14 protein-coding genes are annotated in these 22,256 nt (G+C 72.0%); 6 read left to right on the top strand and 8 right to left on the bottom strand.

Annotated features, from left to right (window positions below; all coding sequences use genetic code 11):
- Positions 1 to 10: 10 nt before the first annotated feature.
- A complete protein-coding gene (locus WBK31_RS22010) occupies positions 11 to 1,945 on the bottom strand; it encodes a protein kinase domain-containing protein (RefSeq protein WP_406673063.1) in 1,935 nt (644 codons plus the stop codon).
- A 591-nt stretch (positions 1,946 to 2,536) separates the two neighbouring features.
- Between WBK31_RS22010 and WBK31_RS22005 the strand changes: the two genes are divergently transcribed.
- On the top strand, positions 2,537 to 3,238 hold the full coding sequence (locus tag WBK31_RS22005) for a chorismate mutase (protein WP_364054777.1): 702 nt from the start codon (positions 2,537 to 2,539) through the stop codon (positions 3,236 to 3,238).
- Here the strand turns inward: WBK31_RS22005 and WBK31_RS22000 are convergent.
- Together WBK31_RS22000 and WBK31_RS21995 are read right to left on the bottom strand one after the other, a co-directional pair.
- Entirely contained in the window at positions 3,192 to 4,361 is a 1,170-nt protein-coding gene (locus WBK31_RS22000) for an SGNH/GDSL hydrolase family protein (protein WP_406673062.1), read from the bottom strand. The genes WBK31_RS22005 and WBK31_RS22000 overlap by 47 nt on opposite strands.
- 132 nt (positions 4,362 to 4,493) lie before the next feature.
- The gene (locus WBK31_RS21995) at positions 4,494 to 5,918 is read right to left on the bottom strand and encodes an amino acid permease (RefSeq protein WP_364054771.1); all 1,425 of its coding nucleotides are present in this window, start codon (positions 5,916 to 5,918) and stop codon (positions 4,494 to 4,496) included.
- Positions 5,919 to 6,085: 167 nt separating this feature from the next.
- Between WBK31_RS21995 and dnaE the strand changes: the two genes are divergently transcribed.
- Entirely contained in the window at positions 6,086 to 9,613 is a 3,528-nt protein-coding gene (gene dnaE, locus WBK31_RS21990; protein ID WP_364054768.1) for a DNA polymerase III subunit alpha, read from the top strand.
- Positions 9,614 to 9,785: 172 nt separating this feature from the next.
- Positions 9,786 to 11,168 (top strand): amidase, encoded by a 1,383-nt coding sequence (locus tag WBK31_RS21985; protein WP_378787795.1) that lies wholly within the window; start codon positions 9,786 to 9,788, stop codon positions 11,166 to 11,168.
- 3 nt (positions 11,169 to 11,171) lie between these two features.
- Here WBK31_RS21985 and WBK31_RS21980 read toward each other — a convergent pair whose 3' ends face one another.
- On the bottom strand, positions 11,172 to 11,576 hold the full coding sequence (locus WBK31_RS21980) for a hypothetical protein (RefSeq protein WP_364054763.1): 405 nt from the start codon (positions 11,574 to 11,576) through the stop codon (positions 11,172 to 11,174).
- Positions 11,577 to 11,768: 192 nt separating this feature from the next.
- Between WBK31_RS21980 and murA the strand changes: the two genes are divergently transcribed.
- On the top strand, positions 11,769 to 13,079 hold the full coding sequence (murA, locus tag WBK31_RS21975) for a UDP-N-acetylglucosamine 1-carboxyvinyltransferase (protein ID WP_364054760.1): 1,311 nt from the start codon (positions 11,769 to 11,771) through the stop codon (positions 13,077 to 13,079).
- A gap of 52 nt (positions 13,080 to 13,131) precedes the next feature.
- On the top strand, positions 13,132 to 15,756 hold the full coding sequence (locus WBK31_RS21970; protein WP_406673061.1) for a transglycosylase domain-containing protein: 2,625 nt from the start codon (positions 13,132 to 13,134) through the stop codon (positions 15,754 to 15,756).
- A gap of 1,232 nt (positions 15,757 to 16,988) precedes the next feature.
- Here the strand turns inward: WBK31_RS21970 and ybaK are convergent.
- Together ybaK and WBK31_RS21960 are read right to left on the bottom strand one after the other, a co-directional pair.
- On the bottom strand, positions 16,989 to 17,444 hold the full coding sequence (gene ybaK, locus WBK31_RS21965; protein ID WP_406675517.1) for a Cys-tRNA(Pro) deacylase: 456 nt from the start codon (positions 17,442 to 17,444) through the stop codon (positions 16,989 to 16,991).
- A gap of 59 nt (positions 17,445 to 17,503) precedes the next feature.
- A complete protein-coding gene (locus WBK31_RS21960) occupies positions 17,504 to 18,241 on the bottom strand; it encodes an AraC family transcriptional regulator (protein ID WP_406673060.1) in 738 nt (245 codons plus the stop codon).
- A 55-nt stretch (positions 18,242 to 18,296) separates the two neighbouring features.
- On the opposite strand from WBK31_RS21960, the gene WBK31_RS21955 reads away from it, so the two are divergent.
- Positions 18,297 to 19,430 (top strand): MFS transporter, encoded by a 1,134-nt coding sequence (locus tag WBK31_RS21955; protein WP_406673059.1) that lies wholly within the window; start codon positions 18,297 to 18,299, stop codon positions 19,428 to 19,430.
- A gap of 6 nt (positions 19,431 to 19,436) precedes the next feature.
- Here the strand turns inward: WBK31_RS21955 and WBK31_RS21950 are convergent, their stop codons facing one another.
- Both WBK31_RS21950 and ligD read right to left on the bottom strand, forming a co-directional pair.
- Positions 19,437 to 21,140: a trypsin-like peptidase domain-containing protein gene (locus tag WBK31_RS21950; RefSeq protein WP_406673058.1), complete on the bottom strand. Its 1,704-nt coding sequence runs from the start codon at positions 21,138 to 21,140 to the stop codon at positions 19,437 to 19,439.
- A gap of 102 nt (positions 21,141 to 21,242) precedes the next feature.
- On the bottom strand, positions 21,243 to 22,247 hold the full coding sequence (ligD, locus tag WBK31_RS21945; protein WP_364054745.1) for a non-homologous end-joining DNA ligase: 1,005 nt from the start codon (positions 22,245 to 22,247) through the stop codon (positions 21,243 to 21,245).
- Positions 22,248 to 22,256 lie beyond the last annotated feature (9 nt).

The raw sequence follows: 22,256 nt of genomic DNA, 5'->3' as shown, positions 1-22,256 counted from the left end.
GTCGCGCAGCCTACTTCTTGGGCTTGAACGTCGCGCAGAACCCTTCGAAGAAGTGGTAATCGTCCTTCCAGTGGCTGTTCAGCGTGTGCCAGTAGATCGCGTACGCCTTGCCGTCCTCGGCGATGAACCCCCGGTAGCGGATGCGGGACTTGCCGGTCTGGGTGGGCCAGATGAAGTCCCAGTCGGCCGCGGCCTCGCGGTAGGACACCTTCTTGATGCCGAGCTTGCGATAGCCGCCGTACTGGTGCTTCAGCCGCGGCTCCAGCTTCTTCCAGCCCTTGAGCGGGTCCTTGCCCAGCTTGGACGCCCGTTCGATGCGGACGTGCGCGTTGGGCGCTCCGCCCGGCCCCTTGAACTCGACGCCGTTGCCGGTGCGCTGCCACTCGTCCCAGCCCTTGGGCAGCCCGATCGAGAAACCGAGCTTCTTGTCCGTGTGCATCTTCCAGCCGGACGGCAGCGCGGCCCTCGTCTCCTTGGGCTTCGGCTCGGGGCTCGGCGACTGCGGCGCGGCCGGCGACGTCTCGCCCGCCGGGGAGGCCGAGGGGGACGCGGGCGGCGACGCGGGAGACGTCTGCGGCGCGGACGCGCTCGGCGCTGCCGGGACCGTGCTGACCGCCGCCTGGTTGCCGTCGGCGCCGTCAGGGGCCGAGCTCAGGCCCAGGTAGCCGCCGACGCCCGCGACCAGTAACACGGCCGCGGCCGCCGCCAGGATCGGCAGCACGCGCCGCTGCTCGCCCTTGGCGGTCGCGTCCATCGTGGACTCTCCGATGGGCGGCGCCGGGGCCTGCACGGGCGGCTGTGCGGACTGCTGCGGCGCCGCCGTCGGCGCCTGCGACAGCCGTACCCCGGTCTCCGGCACGCCTCCGGCGGACGAGGGCGCGGCCTGCGAGCGTGCGGGCGCGAGGCCGGGGTCGGTGGGAAGGTCGTCCTCCACCGGCGCGTACGGCCGCCGCGCCTTGGCCGGACCCGGCCGCTTCGGCCTGGCCGGCTGCGGCCCGGACCCCGGGGCAGGCGGCTGCACCGGCTTGCGGGCCGGCTTCTGCGCGGGCTCTGGCACCCGCAGCTCCTGCGCGGGGAACCGGGCGGCGGGGAACTGCGCCGTGGGCGCCGGGCTCGGCTGCGACAGGACCGCGATGGCGTCGCGCAGCATGCGCTGCGTCTCCTCGTACGTCAGCCGCTGCACCGGCTCCTTGGCCAGGAGCCCCATGATCACGTCGTGGAGCGGTCCCAGGTTCGGCGCGGGGTCGGGCTCGTCCGTGAGCACGGCGTGCATGGTCGCCAGCGCCATGCCGCGCTCGTGCGGCGAGCGTCCCTCGACCGCCGTGTAGAGGGTGGCGCCCAGCGACCACAGGTCCGACTCGCGGCGCGCGGGCAGGCCCTTGAGCCGCTCGGGAGCGATGAACGCCGGCGTCCCCGCGAGGCCCGTCACCGTCAGCTGCGTCTCGGTCTCCAGCGTCGCGATGCCGAAGTCGGTGAGCACGACCCGGCCGTCGTCGGCGAGCAGGACGTTCTCGGGCTTGACGTCGCGGTGCAGCACGCCCGCCTCGTGGGCGCGGTGCAGCGCGTCGAGCACCGCCAGGCCGATCTCCGCCACCCGCTTGGGCGGCAGCGGCCCGTCCTGTTTGATCACGGCACCGAGCGAGCGCGACTGGACGAGCTGCATGACGATCCAGGGCCGGTCGTCCTCCTCGATCACGTCGTGCACGACGATCACGTTGGGATGCTCGAACCTAGCCGCCGCCCTCGCCTCGCGCATAGTGCGCCGGTTCAGCAGCTGCACCTCCTCGCCGAGGGCGGCGGCATACCTGACCTCCTTGACCGCCACCGTGCGGTCCAAGAGCTCGTCGTAGGCACGCCAGACGATGCCCATCCCGCCCCTGCCGATGGGTTCCTGCAGCTGGTAGCGGCCGGCGATGCGGCGTCCCTCCTGCTTACGATCCGACATCAACGGCCTCAAACCCTCCTCTAGGCCAAGAAATACTCCCATAGGCAGGGATCAACGGCGACTCGCTCGAAGGCCACTCCGGCATGCGAGAAGTGCCGACCAGCAGGTGGAGGCCGGGTGTAGAGTTCAAACATGACCTTGCGTCGCTACGCGTTTACCGAGCCGGCTCCAGGAGAGCCGGTCGTACGCTAGCGACCACCTGGAGTCGGCACGAGGCAGAGACCACCGTCTCTGCCTTTTTCGTTTCCCCGCCGGCTCCAGGGGGCCGGCCTTTGACGAGGAGTCGGTATGTCATCGACCTTGGAACGTCAGCAGGAATGCCGGTCGCGGATCACGCTCGGCGGCGTGCCGCTCGGCGACGGCCCCGCCGTGGTCATCGACACCCGGATCAGCCTCCGCGATCGCCCCGCCGAGCCCCCGAGAGCCCCCGCAGCGCCGCCGTGGGCGCCACCTGAGGGGCGTTCTGAGGTCCCGTCCGGGAGGACGCCTGGAAGGCCGTCTACGGCGCTGTCCGCAGTGCCGTCCGGGGCGGGGTCAGCACGGCCCGCGGACGACGTCGCAGGGGCGCGGCCCGGGGCGCCGGGGCGTGGTGTGACGCTCGTCGAACCGGCCGGCGCGGCGGACCTTCCGGCGATCGCCGCGCACGCGCATGCGGTCATCGTGGGGGCGTCGTGGACCCGTGACATCCCCCTCGTACGCGCGGCGGCCGGGCTCGGGCTGCCGGTCGTCGTGGAACGGCGTCCCGGAGCGTCGCTGGAGGAGTGGCTGGGGCTGGCCGACTACTGCGCAGCCGAGGGCGACGGGCGGGTGATCCTGTGCGAGGGCGGGCGGCCCGATCTGAGCCTCGTACGCGCGGCTCGGGCCGCCTCGGGACGTCCCGTGCTCGTGGACGTCACCAGCGACCCCGGCCTGTCCGCCGCGGCCGTCGCCGCCGGTGCCGACGGGCTGATCGCCGGCCAGGACGGCCGGGCACTCGCCGAGGAGGCCGTCACCGTCGTCGGCGGCCTGCTGCGCCCCGAGTCGCCCGCCACGCTGCCCGAGTGCCGCGCGGCGATCGACCGGGTGGACGCCGCGCTGGCCACGCTCCTCGAACGCCGGGTGGAGCTGGCGGGCATCGTCCAGCGCATCAAGCCGGTCGGGGGCTTCGCCGGACGCGACATGGACCGCGAACGCGCCCTGGTCGCCCGGATGGCCCTGCGCGCCCCGTCTCTCGGCGAGTCCGGCCTGGCCCCGATCATGAACGCGGTCATCGAGGCCGGCCTGCGCCTGTCGGAGCAGCGCGCACCCCGCTGACCGGGCGACACGCGCGCCTTGCGGTGCCGGGACCGCGCCTCGGCGGACGACCCTGAGGACGGCCCGGCCCGCACGCAAGGCGCGTCATCCGGGCCGTACGCGACGGGCCCTGGGTCAGCCGGGGGTGCCGGCTGAGGCGGAGGTTGTTGAGCGGGCGGCCGGGGCCGTCGGCGATCTGCTTGATGATCAGCTCGGCGAAGCGCCGGTAGCCCTCGCCCGTCGGGTGGTAGCTGCGGGCGTTGACGCGCAGCTCCTTCACGTCCACCGCCAGCCCGTTCAGGTACGGCGCGGGCTGCCCCACCTCGTGCCCGCTGAACGCCTCGTAAGCGTCGATGTACTCGGCGCTTCCAGGCGCGCCGAAGGCCGCGATGGCGCGGTCGAAGTCCCTGACCACCGACCCCACGGTGTCGTTGAGCCGCCGCGTGACGTCGTTGAGCCAGCGCTGGTCGGCCACGCTCAGGTTGTCGACGGTGGCCACCGGGTCCTCGGGGAACGGCCGCGGGTAGCCGAGCACGATCACGCGCGCCTCAGGCGCGCGCACCCGCAGCTCCCTGAGCACCTGGAGCACGCTCGTACGCAGCTCCTCGATGCGCCGGCTGACCGCGGTCTCCTGATCGACGCACGCCGACGACCAGGGGAGCTTGGCGATGCACCCGGTGAGCACCTTGCTGAAGCCGGCGTCGTTGCCGCCGATGCTGAGCGTGATCAGGCTGGTGCCCGCGCCGACCCGGGAGATCTGCGGCGGCTGGCCGTGCTGCCCGGTCAGCAGCTGGCGGGTGGTGGCGCCGCTGCAGGCGTAGAAGGCGGTGCCGCCGCCGAACCGGTACGCCTTGGCGACGAGCGGCACGTACGAGCCGGTGGCCCGGTGGCAGCGGTCGGCGCCCTCGTTGATCGGCTGCTCGTCGAGCTCGTAGACGCCCTCGCCGGAGGAGTAGGAGTCGCCGAGCGCCACGTAGGTGCCGCTCTGCGCGGCCTGCAGGGCGGTCAGCCGGGTCACCCGCGGCAGGTCGCCGGCGGGCGAGCCGGGCGGGCAGCCCGCGTCGAGCAGCGCGCAGGCCAGCTTCGGATAGACCCCCAGAGGCAGGCAGGCCAGCGCCAGCACCACGCCGGTCGCGACCGCCACCCCGACCTTGATGAGCGACCACCTGGTGTCCCGTCCAGCCCCGTCCAGCGCGACCTCCCCGAGCGGCGACTCCTCATGGCTGCGCTGACGAGACTACCGAGCCGATCTCCGGGGCGGGTATGTCCGGACGGGTCAGGGCCGGGCGACCGGATCGGCCGGATCGGCCGGGTCCGTGGGGTCCGTGGGGCCGGTCGGGTCGGCCGGGCCCGGCGGCTCCGGCGTGTGGCGGCGCCGCTTGACCACGTGCCAGCCCAGCGCGATGCCGAGCGCGAGCACCGGGATGAGGAAGAACGCGACGAGCTGGTCCTCGTCGGCGAACGGCATCAGCAGCACCACCAGCGCGAGGAAGCCCAGCGTCAGCCAGTTGGTGTAGGGGGAGCCGGGCATCGGGAACGTGGAGCGGTGGCCGCTGCGGCGCAGGCGGGTCTGGCAGAACACCAGCACGCCCCACGTGGTGATCACGCCGAGCGAGGCGCAGGCGGTGGCGATGTTGAAGGCCCGCTCGGGCAGGAAGTAGAACAACGCCACCCCGCCGAGCAGCATCGACGCGGTGAACAGGATGCCGCCCATCGGCACGTGGCGTGAGCTGAGCGTGGCGGCGAAGGAGGGGGCCTCCCGCTTCAGCGCCATCGAACGCAGGATGCGGCCGGTGGCGTACAGGCCGGAGTTGCACGACGACGCGGCGGCGGTGATCACCACGAGGTTCATCGCGTCGGCCGCCCAGGGCACGCCGAGCCCGGCGAAGACGGTCACGAAGGGCGAGGTGCCGGCGCGGTAGGCGGTCCACGGCAGCACCATGGCGAGCAGCAGCACCGAGCCGACGTAGAAGATCGCGATGCGCCACACGACGCCGTTGATCGCGCGGGGCATGACCTCGTGCGGCCTGGCCGTCTCACCGGCGGCGATGCCGACCAGCTCGATCGAGGCGTACGCGAAGACGACCGACTGCAGGCTCATCAGCACCAGCGGGAACCCGGTCGGGAAGAACCCGCCGTGCGCCACCAGGTTGTGCGGCCCGGCGTCGCCCACCGCGAACACCACCAGCACCAGCCCCACGATCAGGAAGGTCGAGATGGCCAGCACCTTCAGCAGCGCGAACCAGAACTCCAGCTCGCCGAAGAGCCGCACGGACAGCAGGTTGACGGTCATGACGATGCCGAGCGCGATCAGCGCCGTCATCCACTGCGGGAAGGCGGGCGCCCAATAGTGGATGTACGCGGCGATCGCCGTCAGCTCGGCGATGCCGGTGAACGCCCAGTTGATCCAGTACATCCAGCCGCTGGCGAAGGCCGCCCACGGTCCGATGAACTCACCCGCGTACTCGACGAACGAGCCCGCCACCGGCCGGTAGAGCACCAGCTCGCCGAGCGCCCGCATGACGAAGAACGCGGCCAGTCCCGCGATGGCGTAGGAGAGCACGAGGGCGGGCCCCGTGGCGGCCAGGCGGCCTCCCGCGCCCAGGAACAGGCCCACGCCGATCGCCCCGCCGATGGCGATCATCTGGACCTGCCGGTTGCCCAGCGCCTTGCGGTATCCCTCGTCCGTCTCCGTGCGCACCGAGTCACTCCTTGGCTACGAAACGTGACATCGAGGATATCGGTGCCGTGTGCGAAGCCCGCCGCCGCCTCGCCGGTCCGCTGTGGCCGGGAGGAGATACGGACTGTCAGTGGCGGGGATTAAAGTCTGATCCGCACGTCCGCTTCGAGACTGGGAGGCGCGGTTCCATGTCGTCCAGCGACTCGTTCGTCCACCTGCACGTCCACACCGAATACTCGATGCTGGACGGAGCCGCGCGGCTGAAGCAGATGTTCCAGGTGGTCGGCGAGCTGGGCATGCCGGCGATCGCCATCACCGATCACGGCAACATGCACGGCGCCTACGACTTCTACAAGCAGGCGACGGGGGCGGGCGTCAAGCCGATCATCGGCATCGAGGCGTACGTCGCGCCGGAGTCGCGCCACAACAAGCGGCCGGTGCTGTGGGGCGAGCCGCACCAGCGCAAGGACGACGTGTCGGCGGGCGGTTACTACACCCACATGACGATCTGGGCCCGCAACAAGACGGGCCTGCACAACCTCATGAAGCTGTCCTCGCGCGCCTACACCGAGGGCTTCGTGCGCAAGTGGGCCCGCATGGACGCCGAGCTGCTCGCCGAGCACGCCGACGGGCTCATGGCCACCACCGGCTGCCCCTCCGGCGAGGTGCAGACCAGGCTGCGCCTCGGCCAGTACGACGAGGCCCTGAAGGCCGCCGCGAAATATCAGGACATCTTCGGCAAGGACAACTTCTTCCTGGAGATCATGGACCACGGCCTCGACATCGAGCGCCGCGTCCGCGACGGCCTGATCCGCATCAGCCGCGAGCTGGACATCCCGCCGCTGGTCACCAACGACTCCCACTACACCTACGAGTCCGACGCCGCCTCCCACGACGCGCTGCTGTGCATCCAGACCGGCAAGCGGCTGTCCGACCCCGACCGCTTCCGCTTCGACGGCACCGGCTACTACATCAAGAGCGCCGACGAGATGCGCGCCGTCGACTCCTCCGACCTGTGGGCCGAGGGCTGCCGCAACACGCTGCTGGTGGCCGAGAAGGTCGACACCAGCGGCTTCTTCGAGCACAAGAACCTCATGCCGACGTTCCCGATCCCCGACGGCATGAGCGAGACCGAGTACTTCCGCAAGGCCGTCTGGGAGGGCATGGCCCGCCGCTGGCCGGAGGGCTACGACGAGGAGCACCGCAAGCAGGCCGAGTACGAGATCGGCGTCATCGAGCAGATGGGCTTCCCGAGCTACTTCCTCGTGGTCGCCGACTTCATCAACTGGGCCAAGCAGAACGGCATCCCGGTCGGTCCCGGGCGAGGCTCGGCGGCGGGGTCGCTGGTGGCGTACGCGCTGGGCATCACCGACCTCGACCCGCTCCCGCACGGCCTGATCTTCGAGCGGTTCCTCAACCCCGAGCGCGTGTCGATGCCCGACGTCGACGTGGACTTCGACGAGCGCAGGCGAGGCGACGTCATCCGCTACGTGACCGAGCGGTACGGCGCCGACAAGGTCGCCATGATCGCCACGTTCGGCACCATCAAGGCCAAGGCCGCCATCAAGGACGCGGGCCGCGTCCTCGGCTACCCCTACGCGCTCGGCGACCGCGTCTCCAAGGCGTTCCCGCCCGCCGTCATGGGCAAGGACATCCCGCTCTCGGGCATCTTCGACCCCGACCATCCGCGCTACGCCGAGGCGGGCGAGCTGCGCCGCCTCTACGAGGAGGATCCCGACGTCAAGGCCACCATGGACCTCGGCAGGGGCCTGGAGGGCCTGATCCGGCAGACCGGCGTCCACGCGGCCGGCGTGATCATGTCGCGCGAGGTGCTGACCGACCACATCCCGATCATGCGCCGCGACTCCGACGGCGCGATCATCACGCAGTTCGACTACCCGACGTGTGAGACGCTCGGCCTGCTCAAGATGGACTTCCTAGGCCTGCGCAACCTCACCATCATGGACGACTGCCTCAAGCTGATCGAGGCGACCACGGGTGAGAAGGTCGATCTGCTCTCGCTGCCGCTCGACGACCGCAAGAGCTACGAGCTGCTCGCCAAGGGCGACACGCTGGGCGTGTTCCAGCTCGACGGCGGCGGCATGCGTTCGCTGCTGCGCCTCATGCGTCCCGACAACTTCGAGGACATCTCCGCCGCCCTCGCCCTCTACCGGCCGGGCCCGATGGGCGCCAACTCCCACACCAACTACGCGCTGCGCAAGAACGGCCAGCAGGAGATCACGCCCATCCACCCCGAGCTGGAAAAGCCGCTCGAGGACATCCTGGAGACCACCTACGGCCTGATCATCTACCAGGAGCAGGTCATGGCCATCGCCCAGCGGGTGGCCGGCTTCTCCCTGGGCGCCGCCGACCTGCTGCGCCGCGCGATGGGCAAGAAGAAGAAGGCCGAGCTGGACAAGCAGTACGCCAGCTTCGAGCGCGGCATGAAGGAGAACGGCTTCTCCGCCGAGGCCATCAAGGCGCTGTGGGACATCCTGCTGCCGTTCTCCGACTACGCCTTCAACAAGGCCCACACGGCCGCCTACGGCCTCATCGCTTACTGGACCGCCTACCTCAAGGCCAACTACCCGGCGGCTTACATGGCGGCGCTGCTGACGTCGGTCAAGGACGACAAGGACAAGTCGGCCCTCTACCTCAACGAGTGCCGCCGCATGGGCATCAAGGTCCTGCCGCCCGACGTCAACGACTCCGACTTCGACTTCACTCCGCGCGGCTCCGACATCCGCTTCGGCCTGTCGGCCATCCGCAACGTCGGCGCCAACGTCGTCGAGGGCATCATCAACGCCCGCAAGCAGAAGGGCCGCTTCACCGACTTCAAGGACTTCCTGCGCAAGGTGCCCGCCGCCGTCTGCAACAAGCGGGTGATCGAGTCGCTGATCAAGGCGGGCGCGTTCGACTCGCTCGGCCACCAGCGCAAGGGCCTGGTCATGGTGCACGAGCAGGCCGTCGATGCGATCATCGACATCAAGAAGAACGAGGCCATCGGCCAGGACTCCCTGTTCGGGGCGATCGACGGCGGCGACGACCAGACCTTCGACGTGCAGATCCCCGAAGGGGAGTGGGACAAGACCACGCTGCTGCAGTTCGAGCGGGAGATGCTCGGCCTGTACGTCTCCGACCACCCGCTGTTCGGCGTCGAGCACATCCTGGCGGCGGGGGCCGACTGCTCGATCGCGGCCGTACAGGACGAGAGCAGGCCCGACGGGCAGGTGGTGACCGTGGGCGGCATCCTGAGCGGGGTCCAGCGCAAGGTCACCAAGAAGGGCGACACCTGGGTGCTGACCCAGCTCGAAGACCTCGCGGGCTCGATCGAGGTGATGATCTTCCCGTCGACGTACCAGCTGTGCTCGACGGTCGTGGCCGAGGACGCCATCGTGTTCGTCAAGGGCCGCATCGACAAGCGGGAGGACGTCGCCAAGATCATCGCCATGGAGGTGACGGTGCCCGACCTGACCCAGGAGGCGGGCGGGCCGGTGAAGGTCAACCTGCCGCTGGCCCGCTGCACGCCGCCCGTGGTCGGCAGGCTGAAGGAGATCCTCACCACCCATCCCGGCACGTCCGAGGTGCACCTGCAGGTGCGCAACGGGCCGCGCACCACCGTCCTGCGGGTCGACGACCGGCTGCGGGTCACGCCGTCGCCGGCGCTCATGGGCGACCTCAAGCAGCTCCTCGGCCCGGCCTCCGTCACCACCTGACGGCCCGGCTGTATCGCCGCCTGACGCCCGCGCCCCGGCCTGCTCCACCGAGGTCGGCCGGGCGCGGGCCTACGGCCGCGGGCCGGGCGGCGTTCGGATCACGGAGCGGGCCGGGCGGCGTTCGGTAACCCTCGCCGTCGCCTCCCCGGCCGGCGTGGGGCAGGATCGCATCGTGAGCGAACTGCACTACCTGACCGCGACCGAGCTGGCCCGCCTCATCAAGACCCGGGAGGTGAGCGCCGTGGAGGTTCTCCGCGCCCACCTCGACCGCATCGACAAGGTCAACCCCGCCGTCAACGCCATCGTCACGCTCGCCGCCGACCAGGCGCTGCGGGCGGCGGAGGCGGCCGACGCGGCCCTCGCGGCCGGCGAGCCGGTGGGGCCGCTGCACGGCGTGCCGGTCGCGCACAAGGACCTGCTCGACACGGCCGGCATCCGCACCACGTACGGATCGCCGCTGTTCGCCGACCACGTGCCGGAGCAGGACGACCTGGTCGTCAGGCGGCTGCGCGCGGCGGGCGCGATCAGCGTGGGCAAGACCAACACCCCGGAGTTCGGCACCGGCTCCCACACGGTCAACGAGGTGTTCGGCGCCACCAGGAACCCGTACGACCTGACGAAGTCGGCGGGCGGCAGCAGCGGGGGAGCGGCCGCCGCGCTGGCCACCGGCATGGTGCCGCTGGCCGACGGCACCGACATGGGCGGCTCGCTGCGCAACCCGGCCTCGTTCTGCAACGTCGTCGGGCTGCGGCCGACGCCGGGCCGCGTCCCCACGCCGTCCGTCACGGCCGCCTGGTACACGCTGTCGGTGTCCGGGCCGATGGCGCGGACGGTCGACGACGTCACGCTCATGCTCGGGGCCATCGCCGGGTTCGACCGGCGCTCCCCGTTCGCGATCAAGGAGAGGTTCGCGCCGGAGCCCGAGCAGGGCGTGGCGGGGCTGCGGGTGGCGTGGAGCCCCGACCTGGGCGGCCTGCCGGTCGATCCGCGCACGGCGGCGGTGACCGCGGCCGCACCCGCCGTGTTCGAGGGGCTCGGCGCCCGCGTGGAGGAGGTCGAGCTCGACCTCGAGGACGCCGACGACGCGTTCAGAACGTACCGGGCCTGGTTCTACCTGCTCGCCCACGGCGACAAGAGCGGCCTCGGCCCCAACACCGCCTGGAACGTCGAGCAGGGCCGCAAGGTCACCGGCGCCGACCTGGCCAGGGCCGAGATGGCGCGCAGCCGCCTCTACCAGCGCATGGCCGACTTCTTCGACACCTACGACGTGCTGATCGCGCCGGTCAGCCAGGTGCCGCCGTTCCCCGTCGAGCATCCGCACGTGAGCGAGATCAACGGCCAGAAGCTGCCCGACTACCTGTCGTGGATGCGCTCGGCCTACCTGATCAGCGTGCTGCACGCGCCGGCCGCGTCCGTGCCCGCCGGGTTCACCGAGGACGGTCTGCCGGTGGGCGTGCAGATCGTCGGGCGGCCGTTCGAGGACGCCAGGGTGCTGCGGGTGGCGCGGGCGTTCGAGCACGCCACCGGCCACGGGCGGCGCAGGCCCCCGCTGTAGCGGCTAGAGCCGGTCCGGGTCGCCGGGCTCGATGCCGTACGGATGCCGCAGCGGCGACTCGCGATAGCCGTGCATGCCCTCAAGGAGGGCGAAGAACCCCACGGCCAGCAGCGGCCAGCACACCAGCACGCCGGAGGCGGTCAGCTTCAGCGCGCCGGGCACGATCGTCACCCCGGGCGCGGCGGCCGCCTCCACCGTGACCGCCCCGATGGTGAACGTGGACCCGATCCACAACGTCAGAAAGGACGCGAGCACCCCGCCCGCGCAGAGCCCCAGCAGCACCGGCAGCATCCACCGGCGGGCGATGAACCAGGCGACCCCGCCGCACACCAGCCCGAGACCGCCGGTGATCACCGCGAACCAGCCGTCGGCCGCGATCAGCGCCTGCGTGGTGGGGTCGGCGAGCACCGTCTGGCCCTGCCCGGTGACCTGGTAGGGAGCCCGGGGCGACAGCCCTGACCAGAGCAGGCCGGCGGCGGCTCCGAGTGTGGCGAGAGTGAGGACAGTTACCGCAAATGCGCGTACTTCCCTCGCCACGCCACTCCCCCTCACATGTACGTCCGAATCAGCTCGATGGTATCTCCCGGTTAGGCTCACTTCGTGATTGCTGAAGAGGTCTGGCTGATAGAACCCTCCGGTCCCCTCCGGGGTGACGTCGAAGTACGCGGTTCCAAGAACGGCGTGTCCAAGCACATGGTCGCCGCCATGCTCGGCGACGGCGAGAGCAGCATCCACAACGCCCCCGAGGTCGGTGAGGTGGGGATCACCGCCGAGATGCTGCGCGCCCTTGGCATCCACGTCGAGATCTCCGGTACGGAGATCAGGATCGAGCGCGGCGCCGAGATCGAGCCGCGGGTGCCCGACGCGTTCACCGGCCTGAACCGCATCCCCATCCTCATGCTCGGCCCGCTGCTGCATCTGGCGGGCGAGGCGTTCGTGCCGCTGGTCGGCGGCGACCCCATCGGGCGGCGGCCGGTCAACTTCCACGTGGACGCGTTGCGGGCGATGGGCGCCGAGGTCGAGGTGAAGGAGACCGGCATCTACGCCAAGGCCAAACGCCTCAACGGCACCCGCATCGAGCTGCCGTACCCGAGCGTGGGCGCCACCGAGACCGTGCTGATGTCGGCGGTGCTGGCCGACGGCAAGACCGTGCTGAAGAACGCCGCCACCGAGCCCGAGGTGGTGGAGCTGGCGCTGTTCCTGCAGCGGATGGGCGCGCGGATCGAGCTCTCGCCCGACCGCAGGATCGTCATCGAGGGCGTCGACCACCTGCGCGGCGCCTCCACGTGGCTGACCGGCGACCGCATCGAGGCGTTCTCGTACCTCGCCGCCGGGCTCATCACCCAGGGCGAGGTACGCGTCCACGGCTGCCCCCAGGACCGCCTGGTCACCGCCATCACCACGCTGGCCAGGATGGGCGCCCAGTTCGAGATCAACGACGAGTACCTGTGCGCCACCGCGCCGCCCGAGGGCCTGCGCGCGGCGGCCGTGCAGACCGACACCCACCCGGGCTTCATGACCGACTGGCAGACGCCGCTCATGGTGCTGTTCACCCAGAGCCACGGCATGTCCGTGCTGCACGAGACGGTCTTCGAAAACCGCCTGGTGTACGTGCCCGCGCTGCAGAAGATGGGCTGCGAGATCGAGGTGTTCGACCAGTGCCTCGGCGGCCCCGCCTGCCGCTACCACGACACCAACGCGCGCCACTCGGCCGTCGTGCGCGGCGTGTCCAAGCTCAAGGGCGCCGACGTGACGCTGCCGGACATCAGGGCCGGGTTCTCGGCCGTGCTGGCCGCGGCCGTCGCCGACGGGCCCTCGACGCTGCGCGGCGTGCACCACATCGAACGCGGTTACCACCGGCCGTTCGAACAGTTCGCCTCGCTGGGTCTGAACATCCGCAGGCAACGGTAAAGAGCTGCCAGCCGGGCGTTTGCCGCCGATCGGGACGTCGCACACAACTCACGTGAGCGTACTCAGATCCATCGGGGCACTCGGGCTGGCGGGAGCGCTGGGCGGGCTGCTCACGGCCGCGCTGGCCGTCCCGGTGGTGGGCGGGGGCGGCATCGCCACGAAGAACGCCGTGAACCACTTCGTGGACCTGCCGCCCGCCCCGCGCGAGGAGCAGCTCTCCCAGGTGACCAGGCTGCTCGACAGGAACGGCCGGCCGTTCGCGCAGTTCTACGAGGCCAACAGGACCGTCGTACGGCTGGCCTCCGTCGCGCCCGCGATGCGCAAGGCCATCGTGGCCATCGAGGACGCCCGCTTCTACGAGCACGGCGGCCTCGACGTCAGGGGCACGCTGCGGGCGCTGCTCACCAACACCCAGGCAGGCGGCATCAAGCAGGGCGGTTCGTCCCTCACCCAGCAGCTCGTCAAGAACATCCTGGTGGAGAGCGCCCGCACCGATGAGGAGCGCGACCGGGCCCGTGCGCCCAACCTCGCCCGCAAGATCACCGAGCTGCGGCTGGCGCTCGCGCTGGAACGCAAGTACCGCAAGGACGAGATCCTCGAGCGGTACCTCAACATCGCCTACTTCGGGGCCGGCGCCCACGGCGTGGAGGCGGCGGCCAGGCGGTTCTTCTCCACCTCCGCGGCCAAGCTCACGCTCACCCAGGCGGCCACGCTGGCGGGGGCGGTGCGCATGCCGTACTCGACCGACCCCTCGCTCGGACGCGAGCACCGCGAACGGCTCAAGGCGCGGCGCGACCTCGTCCTCGACCGCATGGCCGGGCTCAAGTGGATCACCCAGCAGCAGGCGGCCCAGGCCAAGAGCTCACCCCTCGGGCTGCGGCTGCGGCCCGAGCCGGGCGGCTGCGCGCAGAGCGACTACCCCTTCTACTGCGTGTACGTCCAGCAGGAGCTGCTGTCCAACCCCGTCTTCGGCAACACCGCCGCCGAGCGGCGCCGCCGCATGGCCAGGGGCGGCATGACGATCAGGACCAGCCTCGACCCCGTCGCCCAGCGCGCCGCGGAACAGGCCATCCGCAGATACGTCTCGCCCAAGGACACCGAGGTGGCCGCCGAGGCCATGGTCGAGCCCGGAACCGGGCGCATCAGGGCGATGGCCGCGAGCAAGCACTTCGGCCCCAACCCCGGCAACCGCAAGAACGGCCCCAGGACCACCTTCAACCTCGCCGCCGACGTCGCGCACGGCGGCGGGCAGGGCTTCCAGGCCGGATCGACGTTCAAGGTGTTCACCCTGGCCACCGCGCTGCAGCAGGGCTGGCGCTTCGGCGACGGCTTCCAGACGCCCGGCTCGCTGACGCCGTCCCAGGGCTACCGCAACTGCGCGGGACGCCCCGTGAACGACCCCGGCACCCGCATCCACAACGCCAGCGGCGAGGGCGAGGGCGGCCCGCACAGCATCGAGACCGGCACCTGGAAGTCGGTCAACATCTTCTACATGATGCTGGAGCGCAAGGTCGGGCTCTGCAACGTCGTCCGCACCGCCAAGAAGCTCGGCATCGTCAGGGCCGACGGGCAGCCGCTGCGCGAGGTGCCGACGTTCACGCTCGGCATCAACGAGATGGACCCGGTGACCGTGGCGGCCTCGTTCGCGGCCTTCGCGGCGCGCGGGCGCTACTGCCGGCCGCTCGCCATCGTCGAGATCACCGGCAGGGACGGCCGGCGCACGCACATCCCGCCCGCCTGCGAGCAGGCCATCGAGGCGCCCGTCGCCGACGCCGTCAACCACGTGCTCACCGGCGTCTTCGACAAGGGCACGATGAAGGGGCAGAGCATCGGGCGGCCGGCCGCCGGCAAGACCGGCACCAACAACGGCTACACCTCCGCCTGGTTCGCCGGCCACACGCCCGACCTGGCGGCGGCGGTCAGCGTGGGGGACATCCGGGGGTCGTACCGGTATCCGCTGCAGGGCGTGGAGATCGGCGGGCGGCACTACGGGTCGGTGCAGGGGGCGTCGCTGCCGGGGCCGATCTGGGTGGAGTCGATGCGGAAGGCTCTGCGGCGTACGGAGCCGACCCGCTTCCACAAGCCCGACATGTCCCGCTTCGGTGGCGGGCACACGCCCGGCCTGGAGAAGGCGCTCGCCGAGGAGGAGCGCAAGCGGCGCATGCATCCCTTCCTGCGGCGGCACCGGCGGCTCTTCGAGTGGCTGCTCGGGCAGGACGCGATCACCTCGCCGCGGCGTGGGCGCACGGAGTTCACCCTCGAATGGCCCCCGCTCCGCCGCCACCACCCCGCCACCCACACCGCCCCACCCGCCCAACCGAGCACGGCCCCACCCGCGCAGGCGCGCCCGCAGCCTCCCGCGCGGTCCCGCCCGCAGCCGCCGGCTCAATCGCGCCCGCAGGCGCCCGTCCAATCGCGTCCGAAGCCGCCCGCGCAGGCGCGCCCGCAGCCGCCTGCTCAGTCCCGCCCGCAGGCGCGTCCGCAGCCGGCCGCCCAACCGCGTCCGCAACAGGCGGCGCAGCCCCGCAGGCAACCCCCTGCGCAGTCTCGCCCTCAGGGCCCTGCTCAGAACCGCTCACAGCCGTCTGCTCAGCAGCGTCGGCAGCCTTCTGCTGGTGACCGCTCGCAAGGCAGCGGATCCGGCCGGGCGCAGGGTCGCGGGTCAGGTCGTTCGTAGGGCGGCTGATTTGGCCGCGTGTTGCGTGGCGGGTCCGGGTTGGGCGCAGGGTGGCGGATCGGGTCGTTCGTAGGGCGGCTGATTTGGCCGCGTGTTGCGTGGCGGGTCCGGGCCGGGCACAGCGTGGCGGGCAGACCGCGCACAGGGTGCTGCTCCGCCCCAGTCCTAGCGGGCCCGCCGCAGCTCGTTTCGCCAGTCGTGGTTGCGTGGCTCGGAGGGGCCGTCGGGCCAGAGGCCAGCGCGCCCGCAGACCCGCCTGCGAGCGTGCCTCCAGCCCCCGCCCACGCGCGCTCAGCACTGCCTCCAGCCGTCCGCTGGTGATCGCGCGCAAGGGAGCGGGACAGGCCATGCACAAAGCGGCGGGGCAGGTCGTGCGCAAGGGTGGCGGGGCAGGCCAGGCGCAGGGTGGCAGGGCCGAACTCGCCGTAGGGTCCCGCTCTGGCGCGGTCGGTGGCCGGGTTCTCGCAAACTCGTCGCTAGGGTGCCTCCGGCCAATTGTCGTCCCACGGCTCGGGGCTCCTCGGGCGAGGCATGGTTTGCGGCTCCGGCGCAGTCGTCGGCGCGGTGCAGCATTTCGGGTGGGGCGCAGCTTGCCACCACGGCGAGGTCGTCAGCCTGGTCGCAGGCGTCCTGCCCTGGCCCTGCGGCAAGCGGAGCGCAGGCTTCCTTGCGAGGCTCCGCTCGGCACCGCTTCGAGCCGTCTAGCCAGGCACCATCGCCAGCCCCTGCGGTGGCCGGTCGCAGGCGGCTCGTCTTGGTTGAATGCGGCCTGTCACTCCCCGGCGCGGTGCCGGGCCGGTCTCAGCCAGAGCGGCCCACCCGAGGTGCCAAGAGGCTCACCCGAGGTGCCGGGAGCTGGTCTGAGGTGCCGGGAGGCCGGTCTGGGGCGGGTAGTCCCGCGTTCGGAGGGGGCTCGTCCGGGGCGGGCGGTCACGCATTCGGAGGGCTCGTCCGGGGCGCTCAGGCGTGTGCTCGGCGAGCCGGTCGAGGGCGGGCAGACTCCCACGGTTCGGTCGGCGCACCTGGCTCTACGGAAGGCGCCGTCACACTCCGGTTCTATGAAAGCGCCGATGCACTCTGGCTCTACGGAAGCGCTGACATACCCCCGCTCTACAGAAGTGCTGACACACACCGGCCCTGCGGAAGCGCTGACGCACCCCCGCTCTACGGAAGCGCCGTCGCACCCTGGCCTTGTGGAAGCGCCGACACCCCTGCCCTGCCGAAGCGGGTGGTCAGGCGGGTTTGGCGATGGGGGCGGTGAGGGCACGGGTGAGGGTGATGAGGTTGGCGGGGGCGGTTTCGATCTGGAGGCCGCGCTTGCCCGCCGAGAAGTAGATGGTCTCGAAGTCGAGCGCCGACGAGTCGACCACGGTGGGCAGTTGCTTGCGCTGACCGAGGGGGCTGATGCCGCCGACGACGTAGCCGGTGACGCGTTCGACCTTGGCGGCGTCGGCCATCGCGGCCCGCTTGCCGCCGAGCGCGCCGGCCAGCGCCTTGAGGTCGAGTTTGCCGGCCACGGGCACGACGGCCACGGCCAGCCCGCTCTCGACCTCGACGACCAGCGTCTTGAAGATCCGCTCGTAGGGGACGCCGAGCGCGTCGGCGGCCTCCTCGCCGTAGGCCTGCGCGGAGGGGTCGTGCTCGTAGGGGTGGAGGGTGAACTCGGCTCCGGCCTTGGTCAGCGCCATGGTGGCCGGGGTGCCGCCCTTGCCCTTCGTTTTGCTCACAACCCTCCAGTGTAGCGAATCTACAATGTAAAGGCCCGGCCGGGGGTGTACCCGAAGGCCTTCTTGAACACGTCGATGAACGCGCTGGCCGTCGCCCACCCGCAGCGATGCGCGACGGCGGTCACCGGCAGCCCGTCGGCCAGCAGCAGGAGCGCGTGGTGCAGCCGGAGCTGGGTGCGCCACTGCGGGAAGCTCATGCCGAGCTCGGCCCTGAACAGCCGGGCGAGGGTGCGTTCGCTGGTGCCGGCGCGGGCGGCGAGCTGCGCCAGCGTGGCGGGGTCGGCGGGGTCATGGTGCAGGGCGGCGCACGCGGTGGCCAGGCGCGGGTCGCGCGGGGTGGGCAGGTGAAACGGCTGCTCGGGGGCGCGCTTGAGCTGATCGAGCAGGACGGCGAGGAGACGGGCGCGCTCGGGCTCGGAAGCGGCGGATTCGGCGGTGTACGCGATGATCAGCTCGCGCAGCAGGGGACCGACGGCGAGCACGGCGGGCCGTCCGAGCCGCAGCGGGTTGCGGGTGAGCCCGACGAGGCGCAGGTCGGTGTCGCCGTGGGCGCGATGCTCGTGCACGGTGCCTGCGGGCACCCAGATGGCGCGGTTCGCAGGGGCGACCCAGGTGCCGGCGTCGGTGGTGACGGACAGGACGCCGCGGCAGGCGTACACGATCTGGTGGGTGTCGTGGCGGTGGGCGTCGATGCCGGCGCCGGTGGTGAGGGGCCGGTGTCCGGTGGGCGCCTCCGGCATGTGGCGGATATTCGACATACATTGGCACTTTATCGGAAGCGTGCCAGCGGCCGTCCGAATCACCATCGGAGGCATGAACAGGATTCCTACGCTCGCCGCGGGTCACGCGGCGGTGGACTTCTACCAGGGCGCGGTTCCCGCGCTGGTGCCGTTCTTGGTGGCGCAGCGCGGTTACGGGTACGTGGCCGCGTCCGGCATCGTGCTGGCGGCCACGCTGTCGTCGTCGATCGTGCAGCCGCTGTTCGGAGTGCTGACGGACAGGTGGCGGATGCCGTGGCTGATCCCGGTGAGCACGGTGCTGGCCGGGGCGGGGGTGGCGGCGGGCGGCCTGTCCGGCTCGTACGCGCTGACGTGGCTGGCGGTGGCCCTGTCGGGCCTGGGCGTGGCCGCGTACCACCCGGAGTCGGCGCGGCTGGCGCGGATCGCGAGCGCGGGCGGCCATGTGCGGATGAGCTGGTTCTCGCTGGGCGGGACGCTGGGGTTCGCCTGCGCGCCGGTGCTGGTGACGCCGCTGCTGGCGGTGGGCGGCCTGGAGGCGTCGCCGTTCCTGGTGGTGCCCGCGGTGGCGGGCGCGCTGGCGACGCTGCCCGCGGTGCGGGCGCTGACGGGCGGCACGCGGGCGGCGAAGGCCGCGCCGGTGGCGCGCGGCAGGGACGACTGGGCGGCGTTCGCCAGGCTGACGCTGGTGATCGTCTTCCGTTCGGTGGTGTACGTGGGGCTGAGCGCGTTCGTGGCGCTGCTGATGGGCGGCGGCGCGGCGGGTGCGGTGGCGCTGTTCGTGCTGTTCGCGGGCGGCGCCGTGGGCACGGTGCTGGGCGGCAGGCTGGCGGCGCGGTACGGGCGGGTGCGCACGATGCGGATGGCGTACGCGCTGGCCGTGCCCGCGGTGGCGGGCGTGGTGCTGGTGCCCGGCCCGGCGGCGTACGTGTTCGTGGCGGCCTCCTCGATCGCCCTGTACACCCCCTTCTCCCTGCACGTCACGCTCGGCCAGGACATGCTGCCGAACAGGGTGGGCACGGCCGGCGGGGTCACGCTGGGCCTGGCGGTGAGCGTGGGCGGCCTGGCGAGCCCGCTGGTGGGCGCCGTGGCGGAGGCGTCGTCGCTGCGTACGGCGCTGGCCTGCCTGATCGTGTTCCCGGTGCTCGCCTGGCTGCTCGCGCGCACGATCAAGGAGCCGGAGCCGCTGCCCGCGGCCGAGCCGGCGTGAGCGGGGTCAGTGGCGGGCGCGCAGGCGCCGGGTGCCGGTGTTGTCGCGCTGGTCCGGGTCGAGGCTGGTGGAGACGACCCGGGCGGTGACGGGCAGGCGGCGCGGGGCGTCGGCGGCGACGTGCAGGCGGGCGGTGATCTTGACGGGCTTGCCGGGACGTACGACCGGGATGACGCAGGTGGCGTGGCGGCGGGTGGGCTTGCAGGCGACGCCGCGCACGGCGGTCAGCCCGGCGCCGCGCGGCGCGCTGAGCGTGACGGGCACCCGTGCGGCGGCCATGACGCCGCGCATGGTGACGGTGGCGGTGACGGTGGTGTTCTCGCCGCGCTCAACGGCTGTTGCAGGGCCGGTCAGCTTGACGGACAGGGCGTCGTAGACGCCCTTCGGGTCGGCCTGCCGGACGATGGCGCCGTAGCCTTCGAGGTTGAGCGCGGTGGCGACGGAGTTGCCGTCGGCCTCGCCGTCCTCCTTGCCCGCCGAGAGCACGCCGACGAGGTCGCCGGTGTCCTTGAGGAACCAGGGCCCGCCGGAGTGGCCCTTGTAGAGGTGGCAGTTGTACGTCGCCATGCGCCCGTCCCTGGTGGCCCGGTCGGTGGCGGGCAGGTGGGTGGTGTGGGCGGCGAGCACGGTCTCGGCCGGGGCGACGCCGGCGGTCTGACGGGTCCTGCCGAGGCACCAGAGCTGGTCGCGCCCGTCGTACGGCTGCCTGCCGAGCAGCCCCGGGTAGCCGGTGGTGGCGATGGTGTACCTGCCGCCCTGGTTGAGCATGGGGGTGAAGGCGCCGACGGCGTCCTGGAGGGTGCGGTCGCGCTTGCCGACCTCGATGAGGGCGATGTCGTAGCTGGAGTTCCAGTCGCCGCCGTGCAGGCCGGTGTAGCCGTCGGGCTTCCACGCACGGCGGCCGCCCCAGCGCCCGTACGGCTCGCGCCCGCGCACGGTGGTGGCGCGGCCGTCGTAGGCGGGCACGAACGCGAAGTCGCGGTGCCAGCGGCCGATGGTGGTGCCTTCGGAGACGCTGTAGACGCAGTGGGCGGCGGTGGCGATGAGCAGGCCGCTGGCCGAGCGTACGACGGAGGCGGTGCAGGAGTCGCCCTGCCCGGAGGAGTTGATGAAGAAGAGGCGGCCGCTGATGCGGCTGTAGGGGACGGCGGTGTACGGCCTGGGGACGCGGGCGTAGCCGTTGACGTCGCCGCCGGGGGTGAGGCGCTTGGCGGTGGGGACGCTGAGCAGCGCGACGGTGCGGGCGGCGCCGATGCGGCTCTTGGGCTCGGGGCTCTGGGGCAGGTCGGCGGTTCTGGCTTCGGCCTGCTTGGCGGCGGTCCAGTATTTGACGGCGCGGCCCGGCCGCATCAGCGGCGACGCCTCGGCGCCCCAGGGGAAGGCCGCGGCCTGGGTGGCGGTGCCGGTGGTGGTGCTGGTGCTAATGGTGGGGGGCGGCGCGGCCTCCCGGCCGGCGGCGCTTGACAGGGCCCGGCGGTCGGTGACGAGGGGCGGGGCCTGGCGGTCGGTGACGAGAGACGGGGCCTGGCGGCCGGCGACGGTGGGGGAGATCTGCCGGTCGCCGTGCCTGACGGCGGGCGCGGCCTGATGGGCGGCCTGGGTGGAGACGGCGGGCGGCTGGTCGGCGGTCGCATGCGGGACGGGCGTGGCGGCGGCCAGGCCGGTGAGCCCGGCCAGCCCGGCCATGGTGGTGACGAGAGTTCTGCGCACGATGTCCCCCGAACCGTTCAATGTGCCTCTCGGTAACTCTAAGTCACCATATGGGGACGATTCGTGGTCAGGGGTGGTGTGTCAGGGATAAGCCGTTACGTGTCAGCCGGCGGCGGCGTCGCCCCGGTGGGGGAGGAGCCCGTCGGTGCGGGCCTCGGCGGGCTCGCGGTCGGGCCGCAGCCCCCGCCATGAGGGGTGGCGCAGCCGCCCGTCGCCGGTGACCTCGGCGTACTGGACCTCGCCGACGAGCGCGGGGCGTACCCAATGGGCGTCGCGGGCGTGCTCGCGCGGCACCTCCTCGTCGAAGGGCGGCTCCGGCTGCTCCAGGGGGAGCAGCCGGTCGCGCAGGTCGCGCAGCGCCCGGTCGGTGAACCCGGTGCCGACGTGGCCGACGAAGCGCAGCCCGCCGCCCTGGTCGTACGCGCCGAGCAGCAGCGACCCGATCGTGCTCGCACGCCGCCCGCTGCCCGGTTTCCACCCCCCGATGACGACCTCGGCGGTGCTGACGTTCTTGACCTTGGTCCATTCGCTGCTGCGCCGCCCCGGCCGGTACGGCGAGCCGAGCCGCTTGCACACGACCCCTTCGAGCCCGAGCCGCCGGGAGGACTCGAAGGCGCGGGTGGCGTGGTCGGTGAACCAGACCGGCACCTGCCACCGGTAGCCGGGCGTGAGCGTGCTCTCCAGGATCTCGCGGCGTTCGGTGTAGGTCCGCGAGACGGTGCTGGTCTCGTCGAGATGCAGGATGTCGAAGGCCATGTACGTCACCGGCACGGCCCTGGCCAGCGCGGCAGCGGCGGCCGGGTTGCGCTGGTGCATGCGGGGCTGCAGGGCTTCGAAGCTGGGCCGCCCGGTCTCGTCGAAGGCGACGATCTCCCCGTCGATGACGGCGTCGCGGCCGCCGGTGGCGCCGGCCATGAGCTGCAGCTCGGGGTAGGCGGGGGTGATGTCCTTGGCGTTACGCGACATCAGGCGTACGGCGCCGTCCTCGATGTAGGCGAGGGCGCGCACGCCGTCCCATTTCATCTCCACGGCCCAGCCGGGGCCCTGGACGGCGGTCAGGGTGCCGGGCTGGGCCAGCATCGGGGCGTAGACCGGCAGCCGGACCATGGTGCATGC

This window comes from Nonomuraea sp. N2-4H, from assembly GCF_045291505.1.
GTDB lineage: Bacteria > Actinomycetota > Actinomycetes > Streptosporangiales > Streptosporangiaceae > Nonomuraea > Nonomuraea fastidiosa.
This window is presented reverse-complemented; position numbering and strand designations above follow the sequence as displayed.

Coding starts and splice junctions, on each gene's coding strand:
- WBK31_RS22010 (WP_406673063.1), bottom strand. CDS start 1,945: ATGTCGGATCGTAAGCAGGAGGGACGCCGCATCGCCGGCCGCTACCAG.
- dnaE (WP_364054768.1), top strand. CDS start 6,086: ATGTCGTCCAGCGACTCGTTCGTCCACCTGCACGTCCACACCGAATAC.
- ybaK (WP_406675517.1), bottom strand. CDS start 17,444: ATGGCGCTGACCAAGGCCGGAGCCGAGTTCACCCTCCACCCCTACGAG.
- WBK31_RS21960 (WP_406673060.1), bottom strand. CDS start 18,241: ATGTCGAATATCCGCCACATGCCGGAGGCGCCCACCGGACACCGGCCC.
- WBK31_RS21955 (WP_406673059.1), top strand. CDS start 18,297: ATGAACAGGATTCCTACGCTCGCCGCGGGTCACGCGGCGGTGGACTTC.
- ligD (WP_364054745.1), bottom strand. CDS start 22,247: ATGGTCCGGCTGCCGGTCTACGCCCCGATGCTGGCCCAGCCCGGCACC.